Origin of the sequence: Nocardia sp. No.11, from assembly GCF_038752175.1 — a bacterium.
Taxonomy (GTDB): Bacteria; Actinomycetota; Actinomycetes; order Mycobacteriales; family Mycobacteriaceae; genus Nocardia; species Nocardia canadensis.
In genome coordinates this window covers 15,908-29,145 of the sequence record NZ_JBCGFB010000033.1, presented here as the reverse complement: position 1 = coordinate 29,145, position 13,238 = coordinate 15,908, and the positions used below count along the sequence as shown (strand labels likewise).

Annotated in this window: 5 protein-coding genes; 4 read left to right on the top strand and 1 reads right to left on the bottom strand. The window is 72.2% G+C overall.

Annotated features, from left to right (window positions below; all coding sequences use genetic code 11):
• Positions 1–38: 38 nt before the first annotated feature.
• The gene (locus V8688_RS13100; RefSeq protein ID WP_342800896.1) at positions 39–1,697 is read right to left on the bottom strand and encodes an AMP-binding protein; all 1,659 of its coding nucleotides are present in this window, start codon (positions 1,695–1,697) and stop codon (positions 39–41) included.
• An 87-nt stretch (positions 1,698–1,784) separates the two neighbouring features.
• Between V8688_RS13100 and V8688_RS13095 the strand changes: the two genes are divergently transcribed.
• The 4 genes from V8688_RS13095 to V8688_RS13080 all read left to right on the top strand — a co-directional run bounded on the left by V8688_RS13095 (position 1,785) and on the right by V8688_RS13080 (position 13,223).
• Positions 1,785–2,627, top strand: a complete 843-nt coding sequence (locus V8688_RS13095; RefSeq protein ID WP_218720941.1) for an SDR family NAD(P)-dependent oxidoreductase — start codon at positions 1,785–1,787, stop codon at positions 2,625–2,627.
• A 71-nt stretch (positions 2,628–2,698) separates the two neighbouring features.
• Positions 2,699–3,772, top strand: a complete 1,074-nt coding sequence (locus V8688_RS13090) for a chorismate-binding protein (RefSeq protein ID WP_342800887.1) — start codon at positions 2,699–2,701, stop codon at positions 3,770–3,772.
• 29 nt (positions 3,773–3,801) lie between these two features.
• On the top strand, positions 3,802–4,458 hold the full coding sequence (locus V8688_RS13085) for an isochorismatase family protein (RefSeq protein WP_342800886.1): 657 nt from the start codon (positions 3,802–3,804) through the stop codon (positions 4,456–4,458).
• A gap of 164 nt (positions 4,459–4,622) precedes the next feature.
• Positions 4,623–13,223: an amino acid adenylation domain-containing protein gene (locus V8688_RS13080; protein ID WP_342800885.1), complete on the top strand. Its 8,601-nt coding sequence runs from the start codon at positions 4,623–4,625 to the stop codon at positions 13,221–13,223.
• Positions 13,224–13,238: the final 15 nt, after the last annotated feature.

The window sequence follows — 13,238 nt, the reverse complement described above, 5'->3', positions numbered from 1 at the left end:
GGGGGGGGGGGGGGCGGCCCCCCCCCCCCCGGGCCGGTTCAGTTCCCGTGCGCGCCGCCGGCCAGCAATCGCCGCAGCTCCTTGCGGCTGGTCTTGCCGACGCCCGTCTCGGGGAACCGGTCGACCACGACCACCGCGTCGGGCATCTTCCAGGCCGCGACCCCGCGACCCCGCACGAACGAGCGCACCGAGGTGAGAGTGAGCCGCCGCGCCGGGTCGGCGGGCTGGACGAACGCGCAGATGCGCTGGCCGAGAACGGGATCGGGCGTGCCGACGATCACCGCCTCGCGCACGTCGGGGTGCTCGAGCAGGTGCGCCTCGAGTTCCTCCGCCGACACCTTCTCCCCGCCGCGGTTCACCCAGTCACCGGCGCGGCCCGCGACCACCAGATTGCCGTCGGGCCGCACCGAGACGATATCGCCGGTGCGATACCAACCCCCGGCGGTGAAGCTGCGCGCGTCGGCCTCGGGATTGTCGTAGTAGCCGCGAATCGTGTACGGGCCCTGGGTGATCAGATTGCCTTGGGCGCCCGGCGCCACCTCGGCGCCGTCGTCGTCGACGACCGCGATCCGATCGAACTCCGACATCGGCCGCCCCTGGGTGCTCACCACCACCTCGATCGGATCGTCGAGCCGGGTGTAGCAGACCAGGCCCTCGGCCATCCCGAACACCTGCTGCAGGGTGACGCCGAGCGCGGGCCCGATCCGGCGGGCCAATTCCTCCTGACAGCGGGCGCCGCCCACCTGGAGTACCCGCAGGCTGGACAGATCCGGCGTATCGCCCGCCTCGGCGCGCTCGGTCCACAGCCGGGCCAGCGGCGGGACCAGGCCGGTGATGGTGACGCCGAACCGCTCGATCAGCGGGAACGCCGTCGCCGGGGTGGGGTCCGGTGTCATCGCGACGGTGCCGCCCGCCCACAGCGCCCCGAGAATGCCCGGCGAGCTCATCGGGAAGTTGTGTGCCACCGGCAGAGTGGCGAGATAGACCGTGTCGCTGTCGAGTTCGCAGATCTCGGCGCTGCGCCGGACGCTGTAGAGGTAGTCGTCGTGGGTGCGGGCGATGAGCTTCGGAATCCCGGTGCTGCCGCCGGAGAGTTGCAGGAACGCAACCGAACTCGCCGAGACGCGCGGCAATTCGGTGGGCGTGTCGCGGAAGTCGGCGAGATCGTGGACACCCTCGCCCCGCACCGGCCCGGTTTCGTCGCGTACGAGCAGCACGTGCCGCAGGCTCGGCACCTCCGCGCGCACCGACTCCGCCAGCGCCGCGTAGTCGAAGCGCTGGTGGGTCGCGCAGGTGATCATGGCGCGCGCCCGCGCCGCCCTGGCGATCGGCACCAGTTCGGCGCCGCGATGGGCGGGCAGACAGAACACCGGCAGCGCGCCCAGTTCGAACAGCGCGAAGATCACCTCGACGAATTCGGCGCGGTTGGGCAGCTGGACCAGCACCCGGTCGCCCGGCGTCAGCCCGAGGCGGGCCAAACCGGTCGCCAGGGCGCCCGCGCGGTGCGCGAGCTCGGCGTAGGTCCAGCGGTTCGCGGCGTCGACGACGGCGATCCGGTCGGGGGTCGCGGCCGCGCGTGCGGCGAGCAGATCGCCGAATGTCTCACCGGCCCAAAGGTTCTGCTCTCGATAGCGTTGCGCCTGTTCAGGCGGCCACGGAGTGAATCCGGGGAGTACGGGAGCGGTCAAGTCGAGCACCTCTTTCCAGCGGATCTGCGGAACTGCCCGTCGGATGTTCTGAGGGAAGGTAACCATCCGGCGTCCGATTCAGGTTAGGCTAACCTCATGTCTAAGGGCTATTCCACGGGGCAGACCGTTGTCGTGACCGGCGCGGCCGGGGGGATCGGCGCCGCGATCGCCGCCAGGTTCGCCGCCGAGGCGCGAGTGCTGTCGCTGTGGGACCGCGAGAGCGCGGTGCACGCCGTCGCCGCCGACCTCGCCCAGCGCGCCGTCGACCGCGCCGTCGCGGGTGGGCGTGACAAAGCTTGGGACGCGGCCGAATCCGTGCACGGCGTCGAAGTCGATGTCTGCGATGCCGAGGCCGTGCGGACCGCGTTCGACCGATTCGGCGCCGCGCACGGGCCCGCCGACGTGGTCGTGCACGCGGCGGGAGTCATGGTCGGCGGCAACGCGCTCGAACTCGACGCCGCCGAGTGGACCCGCTGCCTGACCGTCAACGCCACCGCCACCATGCTGGTCACCCAGCGCGCCGCCACCGAGATGGTCGCGGCCGGGCGCGGCTCGATCGTCGTGGTCTCCTCCAACGCCGCCGCCATGCCCCGGGTGAACATGGCCGCCTACGGCGCGGCGAAGGCCGCCGCGACGGCCTACACGAAAGCCCTGGCCCTACAGGTCGCCCCGCTGGGCGTGCGGGTCAATCTCGTCTCCCCCGGCTCCACCGACACCGCCATGCTGCGCGAGATGTTCGGCGGCGATCGGATCGACGCGGCCGCCGAGACCGCGCTGCTCGACGGCGACCCGACCGTCTACCGGCTGGGTATCCCGTTGCGCCGCATCGCCGCTCCCGCGGATATCGCCGAAACCGTCCACTTCCTGGCGTCCGAGGGCGCCCGCCACATCACCATGCACGACCTGCGGGTCGACGGTGGCGCAACGCTCGACATGTGACCGAAAGGGTGATCACCATCAGTACCGACAGTTCAGACCCCGCTTTCGTGCTGTCCCGTCCACGGCGGACCGTGTCCGCGTCCGGGGGCGGGACGATCTTCCGTTCGGCGCACGACGCGGTCACCGCCCTGCGCAGTGGGCGGATCAGCCATATCGTGGGCGCCCTGCCGTTCACCCCCGGCGCACCCACGGCGCTGTGGGCGCCGGAGTCGGTGCGCGTCGTCGAGGCACCGCACACGCCGGACCCGCGCACCTCGGTCCCCCACTTCGAGATCGATGCCGCAGTGCCCGATCCGGAGGAACATCAGCGGCGGGTCGCCCGCGCCGTCGAGCTCCTCGGCGATCCGGCACATCCGATCCGGAAGGTGGTGCTGGCCAGGGCTATTCGCGCGGTGTCGGCGCGACCCGTCCGCCCGCACGACATCCTGGACCTGATGGTGGGCTCGGATCCGCAGTCCAACGGCTTCCTGGTCGACCTCTCCGCCGCCGGCGGCCGCCATCTCGGCCGCCATCTCGTCGGTTCCAGCCCGGAGATCCTGGCCCGCCGCAGCGGCCACCAGGTGCTGAGTCATCCGCTGGCCGGTTCCGCGCGCCGGGTGGCCGACGACGCCGCGGCCGATCGGGCCGCCGCCGACGCGCTGCTGGCCTCGGCCAAGGACCACGCCGAGCACCGCTACGTCGTCGATCAGGTCTCGGCCGTGCTCAGCGACCGCTGCGCCGAAGTGCGCACGCCCGCACCGGAACTCACCCAGACCCCCGCCATGTGGCACCTCGGTACGCCGATCTCGGCGACGGTCCCGCCGGCCGGTCCCTCCGCGCTCGAGCTGGCGGCGGCCCTGCACCCCACCCCCGCGATCTGCGGCACGCCCACCGGCGCGGCCGCGCGGCTCATCGCCGAACTCGAGGGCGAGCGCGGCTTCTACGCGGGCGCGGTCGGCTGGTGCGATGCCGACGGCAACGGTGAGTGGATGGTGAGCATCCGCTGCGCCGAGCTGTCCGCCGACGGCACCACGCTGCTCGCGCACGCGGGCGGCGGCATCGTCGCCGAATCCGATCCGGCCGCCGAACTGGCCGAGACCACCGGCAAGTTCCAGCGCATCCTCGGTCCGCTCGGTATCGCGGATCTGCCCGTCACCGTCGGCTGAGGCCGACTTCCCCCGAACGAGAGACCGCTATGCCTATCCCCCCGATCGCGCCCTATCCGATGCCGGGCGCCGACGAGGTCCCCGCCGGCCAGGTCGACTGGACCGCCGAGCCCGGGCGCTGCGCGCTGCTGATCCACGACATGCAGCAGTATTTCCTCGACGCCTACGACGTGCACCGCGATCCCGCCCGCACCCTGATCGCGAACATCGCCCTGCTGCGCGACCGTTGCCACGAGCTGGGCATCCCGGTGATCTACACCATGCAACCCGGCAACCAGCATCCCTCCCGGCGTGGCATCCTCGCCGACTTCTGGGGCAGCGGCATGGCCGAGGGGGCCGACACCCACGTCATCAATGCCATCGCCCCGGAACCGCAGGACATCCAGGTGACCAAGTGGCGGTATTCGGCGTTCCAGCGCACCGACCTGCGCGAGCTGCTCGCCTACTACCAGCGCGATCAGCTCCTGGTCACCGGCGTCTACACCCACATGGGCTGCATGCTCAGTGCCGCCGAGGCCTTCATGAGCGACGTGCGCCCGTTCCTCGTCCACGACGCGACCGCGGACTTCAGCCGCGACGAGCACGTGATGGCGCTCAACTACGTCGCGCGGCGATGCGGGGCGGTCACCGGCACCGCGGAGCTGCTGCGTCACCTCGATCCGGCCCGGATCGAAGCAGACGCCTGACCAGGCCCCGCGTCATCGGTACCGCGCCGGATGCGGTGACGCGGGCCACATTCCGCCATTAGAAATAAACTTAGGCTAACCTACCTCCGCCGCGTCCCGCTGCGCTCTTCGCCGGCCGGGATCGCCTGCGCGCGGGGGTCGAGAACGTTGATGAAGGAGTCGTTGTGAGTTCGGTGGAACGGGACGACGTAAGCGCCGAAACTCCCGGATTACCGCTCACCGGAGCGCAACTGGGCATCTGGAACGCCCAGCGCCTGGATCCCGACTCGCTCAGCTACCTGGTCGGCGAGGTACTCGAGATCGCCGGACCCGAGCCACTCGATGTCGCTGCGCTGGACACCGCGATTCGCCGCACCATCGCCGAAACCGACACCATGCGACTGCGATTCGCCGACACCCCGGACGGCCCGCGCCAGCGGATCACCGAGCACGAACCCGATCTGCGTCCGCTGGTCGACCTGCGTGGCGAGGCCGACCCGATCGCGGCCGCGCACCGGCTGGTCGCGGCCGAACGCGAACGCTCCGCCACCTATTGCCGCGCCATGGTCGACCGGCAGCTCTACACCTACACGCTGCTGCGCCTCACCGACACCGAGGTGTGGTGCATCCAGCTCTACCACCACCTGATCATCGACGGCTACAGCGCGGCCATGGTCTCGCGCCGGGTCGCCGCCCACTACACCGCGCTGCGTCGCGGCGGTGACGTGCCGCGCCTGCGGTGGGGCTCGATCGAGACGCTGGTGGCCGAGGATCTGGAATACCGGGCGAGCCAGGCACATCAGCACGATCGCGACTACTGGCGCGACCGGCTGACCCCGCTGCCGCCGCTGGACGGTCGCGGCCGCGCGCCCGAGGGCGTGGTCGAGCGGACCCACCAGGCCCGCGCCGTCCTCGATGCCGACGCGGTGGCCCGCATCAAGGAGGCGGCCACCGCCGCCGGTATCACCTGGGCCGATGTGCTCGTCGCCGGCTACGTCGGGTTCGTGCACCGGCTGCTCGGCGAGACCGATGTCATCATCGCCCTGCCGGTGATGGCGCGGGTCGGCAAGACCGCCCTCACCACCCCGTCCATGGCGGTCAACGTACTGCCGCTGCGGATCGCGGTTTCCAGCCAGGATCGCCTAGGCGACCTGGGCAAGCGGGTGGCCGACGCGCTGCGGGAGATGCGCGCGCACCAGCGGTTCCGCGGTGAGGACCTGGCTCGCGAATTCGGCGGCGCCCAGACCGGCGCGCTGCTGCACGGCATCGGCATCAACCTCAAGGCGTTCGACTTCGCGCTCGACTTCGACGGCGCCACCGGCACCTTGCGCAATGTCGCCGGAGGCCCGCCGGAGGACCTGGGCCTGACCGTCACCCCGCTGTCGGAGGACCGGATCCAGCTCGGCTTCGAGGTCGACGCCCGCTCGCTCGACGCCACCACGGCCCGGCGGCGGATGGCCGCGCTGGTCACGCTGATCACCGCACTGGTCGACGGAGCGGACACCCCGATCGGCGCGATCACCCTGTACCGGAACGAGATCAGCGACGGCATCGCTGTCGAGCGTGCCGGCGCCGCGCTGCCCGGCCGCGCGGTGGACACGGTGGAGGTCTTCGACAGCATGGTCGCGGCGCGCGGAGACGACATCGTGCTCGTCGCCGGCGCCCACCGGCTCACCGCCGCCGACCTGGGCGCCCGCGTGCACCGGCTGGCCCGATACCTGCGCAGCCTCGGCGTCGGCCCCGAGGACATCGTCGGGATCGCGCTCCCGCGCACCGTGGACCTGGTCGTCGCGCTGCTCGCGGTCCGGCACGCGGGCGCGGCCTACCTGGTCCTCGACATCGGGCACCCCGCGCAGCGCCTCGCCGACATCGTCGACGACGCCGCGCCGGTGCTGATCCTGACCGACGACGCGGTCGCGACGACGGTGTTCGCCGATCGGTCCGACGCCCCGCTCCCGATCACCGACGCGGCATCGGCCGAACGAGCGACCCACGACGTCGTGTGCGGTCTGATCCGGCTCTCGGACAGCGGCATTCGCGAGGCCGTCGCCGGGCTCGCGGACGGTCCGCTGACCACCGCGGAGCTCGCCGCGCCGCGCTCGCCCGCGCATCTGGCCTACGTCGTGTACACCTCGGGGTCCACCGGCAAGCCCAAGGGCGTGCAGATCTCCTGCGGTGCGATGGCCCAGCTGCTGCACCACCATCGGTCGACCGTCTACGCCGAGGCCGCCCAGCGCGCGGGCGGGCGCCGGCTGCACGTCGCGCACACCTACTCGTTCGCCTTCGACGCGGCGCTGGACCAGCTGTTGTGGCTGTGGTGCGGACACCGAGTGCACCTGTACGACACCGAGATCCAGAAGGACGCGGCCGCGCAGGTCGCCGCGTTCGGCGCCGATCGCATCGACGTCGTCGACACCACCCCGTCGATGGCGACCGCCCTGATCGACAACGGGCTGCTCGCCGGCGCGCACCGTCCCGGGCTGCTGCTGCTCGGCGGCGAGGCGACCCCGCCCGCGCTGTGGTCGGTCATCGTCGCCTCGGGGGTGGCCGCCCGCAACATGTACGGGCCGACCGAGGCCACGGTCGACGCGCTCAGTGCCCCGGTGACCGGCGCGCTGCCGCATGTCGGCGGGCCGCTCGACGGCACCCGCGCCTATCTGCTCGACGGTGCGCTGCACCTGGTCCCCGACGGCGAGATCGGCGAGTTGTATGTGGCGGGGCCGCAATTGGCGCGCGGCTATCTCGGCCGGGTCGAGGTGACGGCGGAGCGGTTCGTCGCCGATCCGTTCGTGGCCGGCGAGCGCATGTACCGCACCGGCGACCGGGCGCGCTGGCTCCCCGGCCGCGGCTACGACTATCTCGGCCGTGCCGACGCGCAGATCAAGGTCCGTGGCTACCGCGTGGAACTGGGCGAGGTCGAGGCCGCGCTCGGCGCGCTGCCCGGCGTGGCCGCCGCGGCCGCCACCGTGCGCACGTCCGGCGACAGCACGCGGCTGGTGGGCTACCTGGTCCCCGAGGCCGGGCGCGCGCTCGACGGCGATCAGCTGCGGCACCGGCTCACCACCCTGGTCCCCGACCATCTGGTGCCCTCGGCGCTCGTGGTGCTCGACGCCCTGCCCACCACCGTGAACGGCAAGCTCGATCGCGCGGCGCTGCCCGCGCCCCAGCTGACCTCCACCGGGCGGCCGGCTCGCACCGAGCAGGAGCGGGCGCTGTGCGGCGCGGTGGCCGAGGTGCTCGGCATGGCCCAGGTCAACGCCACCGACGACTTCTTCGGGCTCGGCGGCGACAGCATCACCGCGATCGGCGTGAGCAGTCGGCTGCGCGCCCTCGGCTGGGCAGTCCCGCCGAAAACACTGCTGGCCCAGCGTGATCTGGCCACGATCGCCGCCACGGCCCAGGTGAGCGACCAGCACGCCGACGCCTCGGTCCCGGACGAGGCGACCGGCCCCGTTCCGATCACCCCTATGGTGGCCGCGCTGCTCGCGGCGAACCCCGATCGCGCCGCGGTGACCGGCTACGCCCAGTGGACCGCCCTGACTCTGCTCGAGGACCTCACCCTCGACCACCTGACCGCCGGCCTCCAGGCCCTGCTCGACCGCCACGACGCCCTACGCCTGATCCTCGGCGAATCGGACCGGCTCGAGGTCGCCGGTGTCGGCACTGTCCGCGCATCGGATCTGGTCAGCGAGCTGTTCTATGACCGGCTCCACCCCGCAGGCGCGAAGGCCGCGACACCGCGCAGCGACGTGGACGCGCTGGTCGAGTCGGTGGCGACCACACTGTCGGAGGAACTCGATCCCGCCGCCGGTGTCGAGATCCGCGCCGCGGTGGTGCGCACCGCGCCGGGAACCGCCGACCGGCTGGTACTGGTCGCCAACCACCTGGTGGTGGACGGGGTTTCGTGGCGCATTCTGGTGCCCGAACTGTACGAGGCGTGTGCGGCGGCGCGCGAGGACCGTCCGGCGCGGATGTCGGCGAAGGGCAGTTCGTGGCGGCGCTACGCCACATTGCTCGCCGAGTCCGGCGCCGTGGGCGCGCACCGCCCGGAATTGGCGCACTGGGAGCGCGCGCTCGGTGACGACACCGTCGCGACATTGGGCGAACGCGCGCTCGACACGGTGGACCGCGTCGAGAGCGCCCAGCGGACGAGAACTTTCGCCGCTGCCGAGGTCTCCGAGGCGCTGCTGACCACGCTGCCCAGCGCCTATCGGGCCAAGACCGACGACGTGCTGCTCGCCGCGCTCGTGCTGGCACTCAACGCCCGGCGGCACGAGCGAGGCGAAGCGCTCGAGTCCGGCAGGCCCGTCACGGTCGAGGGACACGGGCGCGAAGCCCCGCGTGCCGATACCGATGTCGCCGGCACCATCGGCTGGTTCACCACCGAGTTCCCGGTGTGGACACCCGCCACCGGGATCGACGACCCGGACGGGCTGGCCGACGCCCTGGCAGGCGGCGCGGTGGCCGGACGGCTGCTGCGCGCGGTCAAAGAGGCCAAGCGGGCCGTCCCCGGCAACGGTGTGGGCTACGGCGTGCTGCGCTGGCTCGACCCGGAGACCGTGCCGCGACTCGCCGGGCGGCGCGCACCCGAGGTGCTGCTGAACTATCTCGGGCGCTTCGGGGGCGGGGGCACCGCAGGCTGGCGGCTGCCCGACCAGGACGCGTTCGCGGTGACGGAACCGCCGGAAAAGGCGCTCACGGAAGTACTTTCGCTCAACGTCTTCGTACACGAACCCCCCGCCGCGCAGCCGGGTGGCGCCCGGCTGGCGGTGGAGTGGACCGCGGCGAGCCGAATTCTCGGCGCGGATCAGGTCGCCGACATCCAGCGGCACTTCGACCGCGCGCTGGCGGCGTTCGCCGCGCACGCGGTGCTGTTCCCCGGCGGGCTCACGCCGTCGGACGCCCCCGGCCTCGCCGTCACCCAGCAGACGATCGATGCGCTCGAGACCGCGCACGGTCCGCTGGCCGAACTGCTGCCGCTGTCCCCCTTGCAGGAAGGGCTGCTGTTCCACGCGATTCGCGACGGAGCCGACGACGTCTACGCGCTGAGCGCCCGCGTCGACCTGCACGGTCCGCTGGACGGCGCACGGCTGTCGGCCGCGTTCGACACCGTCGTCGGCCGCCATCCCACCATGGCCGCCGCCTTTCACTACGCGGGCTTGGACCAGCCCGTGCAGGCCGTCCCGCGTGCGGTGGGCATGCCGTGGCGGGAGATCGATCTGTCCCGGTTGCCGCTGCCCACGGCGCGAGCCGCCGCCGACCGGCTGGAAGCCGAAGCGACCCGGCACCGCTTCCCGGTGGACCGGTCGCCGATGTTGCGCGCCACGCTGATCCGGATGCCCGGTGACGCGCACCGGCTGGTCCTCAACACCCATCATCTGGTGATCGACGGCTGGTCCACCCCGATCGTCCTGCGCGAGGTGCTCGCCGCCTACCACGGCGACGACCTGCCCGCACCCGCCTCCTACCGCGACTACCTGGCCTGGCTCGGCACCCGCGACCGCGCGGCGGTCCGCGCGGCCTGGTCGGCGCGGCTGGCCGGACTCGCCGGACCCACGCTGGTGCGCACCGACACCGGCCGCGCACGCGAGTTCCGGCAGTGGCAGGTGCCGCTGCCCGCATCGCTGTCCACGGCACTGGCCGAGCTGGGCCGCCGCCGCGGCCTGACGATGAACACCCTGGTCCAGGGCACCTGGGCACTGATCCTGGCCGCGCTCACCGGACGCGCCGACGTCGTGTTCGGCGCGACCGTCTCCGGCAGACCCGCCGAACTGCCCGGTGTGGCCGGCATCGTCGGCCTGTTCGCCAACACCGTGCCGGTGCGCTGCGCCGTGGACCCCGAGCGCGCGCTGCTCGCGCAGCTGGCCGAGCTACAGGACAACCAGTTCGCCATGCAGGAATTCGACTACGCGGGCCTGGCGGAGATCGAACGGATCGCGGGCCTCGGGACACTGTTCGACACCCTGGTCGCCTTCGAGAACTTCCCGAATTCCGTTGCCGGACAGCCGGAGTCGCACGAGCTGCGCCGCGGCGAGTTCCACAACCACGGCAACACGCACTATCCGCTGACCTTGATCGCCCCGCCGGGCGATCAGCTGACGCTGGTGATCTGGCACGACCGCGCCGCCGTCCACGACAGCACGCTCGCCCGGATCGCCGAGCGGATCGTCGAGATCCTGACCGCGGTCATCGCCGACACCGACCTGCGTCCCGCGATGTTCCTCGCACCGCTCACACCCGTGCCGGTCGCGACGACATCGACCGCCGCCGTCGCACAGCCCACCGGCGAACAGCCGGTCCCCCACGGCGACACGCTCGCCGTCTGGGGAACGCCCGTCGATCCGGCGGCCCCCGCGATCACCGCGCAGGACGTCACCCTCGACTTCGGCGAATTCGATGCCAGGGTGAATCGTCTTGCCCGGTGGCTCGTCTCGCGCGGCGTCGGTCCCGAGACCGTGGTCGCCGTCGCCATGCCACGCTCCATCGATTCGGTCGTCACGGCGCACGCGATCTGCCGGGCCGGTGGCGTGTACCTGCCGGTGGACCCGGAACAGCCCGCACAGCGCGTCGAGCAGATCCTCGCCACGGCCGCGCCCGCCATGGTGCTGCGCTCGCTGGACCAGGCCGACAGCAGCGGATTCGCCGACGCGGCGCTCACCGACGCCGACCGGCGCGCGCCGCTGCGCCCGGCCAATACCGCCTGCCTGCTGTTCACCTCCGGCTCCACCGGGGTGCCCAAGGGCGTGAGCCTGTCGCACGCCTCGATCATCTCCACCTTCGAGTGGCTGCACCGCGAACGCCGGTTCGGGCCGGGCGACACCATGCTCTACCGCACGCCGCCGATCTTCGACGCCTCGCTCCTGGAGATGTTCCTGCCGCTGTGCGTCGGCGCGCGGATCGTGCTGGCCCGGCCGGGCGGGCACCGCGATCCCTACTACCAGGCGCGGCTCATGAGCACCGAGCGCGTGACCGCGATGTGGATGACGACCTCCCTGCTGACCGTGCTCGCCGAGGAGGCCGACCTCTCGGGCTGCACGGACCTGCGCTGTGTCCTCACCGGCGGTGAGGTGCTGCCGCCCGCGACCGCGCAGCGCATGCGCGCGCTGACCGGCACCGCCGTGTACAACTTCTACGGTCCCACCGAGGCCGCGATCGGCTTCACCTTCCACCAGACCGTCGACGCCGACACGACCTCGGTGCCGGTCGGCGCGCCCGCCGATCCGATCCGCATTCTCGACGACCGGCTGCGGCCGGTGCCCGAGGGGACCGTCGGCGAGCTCTACCTGACCGGCGTCCGGCTGGCGCGCGGCTACCTGGCCCGTCCCGACCTGAGCGCGGCCGCCTTCGTGGCCGACCCGTACGGGACGGGCGAAAGGATGTACCGCACCGGCGATCTCGTGCGAAGGAACCCGCGCGGTGAGCTCGAGTACGTCGGCCGCACCGACAGCCAGGTGAAGTTGCGCGGCCAGCGCGTCGAACTGGGCGATATCGAATCCGCCCTGCTCACCTGTGCCGGAGTGGCCCACGCGGTGGTGCTGCTGCGCGAGGACACCCCGGGTGACCAGCGCCTGGTCGCCTACCTCATCGCCGAGTCCGGGACCGTACTCGACACCGACGCGGTGCGCGAGCAGCTGCGAACAGCGCTGCCCGCGTATATGATTCCCGCCGCTTTCCTGGTGCTCGATCACATCCCGCGCACCGCGACCGAGAAGATCGCCCGGCAGGAACTGCCCGCGCCGGAATCCGTCCGGCCCGGGGCGGTCCCCGCGCACACACCCGCCACGGCGACCACAGTCCCGGCGCCGACCGAACCCGGCCTGCTCGACGCGATCCGTCAGGCCATGGCCGCGGTCCTGTCGATCGACGAGATCGGCGCGGACGACGACTTCTTCGATCAGGGCGGGCACTCGCTGCTCGCGGTGCGGCTGATCGGCCGGTTGACCCGGGCCGACCTGCCCGCCGTCCTCGACGACGTCTTCAGCGCTCCCACACCACGTGCGCTCGCGGCCCGGATCGGCGCGGTCGATCCCACCGCGGCGCGCCCGGCGGACGGTCTCGCCAGTCTGGGCAGCCGCCTCGATCCGGTGCTGGAGCTGCGCGCCGAGGGATCGGCCCCACCGCTGTTCTGCATCCACCAAATCGGCGGCACCGCCTGGAAGTACGCGCCGCTGGCCCGGCTGCTGCGGGCCGACCGGCCGATCATCGGTGTGCAGATGCCCCAGCTCACCGAGCCGGACAGGCGCACACCCACGCTCGACGATCTGGCCCGGTTCTACCTCGACGCCGTGCGCCGCATCCAGCCGCGAGGCCCGTACCACCTGCTCGGCTACTCACTGGGCGGCAACCTGGCCCACGCGATGGCGGCCATCCTGGAGGCCGAGGGCGAGCAGGTCGGCTTCGTTGGTCTGCTGGACTCGCATCCGCTGTCGAACCTGACCGATCGGGCCGCCGCGACCCTGGCCGACCCCTCCGGCATGGACGCGCTGCTGCCCGAAATCGCGGAGTACGCACCGGAATTGGCGGAAGTGGTGCGCAACGCGGCGACCGAGCTGCTGCGCATGGTCACCGAGTCCGCGTCACCGCGCTACCGCGGCCCGATGGCCCTGTACTGCGCGGACAACGGCCTGGAACCCGAACGCGTGCACGCCCAGCTCACCGGGTGGCAGGCCGCGGGCGCGCACCTGGTGGTCCGGCGACTTCCCTACACACACAACGAGATCGCGATGCCGACCGGCTGGACCGAGGTCGCCGCGCTGCTCGACGTGGATCCCGCGATCCGCACCTGACCTTCCACCTGGATA

Coding starts and splice junctions, on each gene's coding strand:
- V8688_RS13095 (WP_218720941.1), top strand. CDS start 1,785: ATGTCTAAGGGCTATTCCACGGGGCAGACCGTTGTCGTGACCGGCGCG.
- V8688_RS13085 (WP_342800886.1), top strand. CDS start 3,802: ATGCCTATCCCCCCGATCGCGCCCTATCCGATGCCGGGCGCCGACGAG.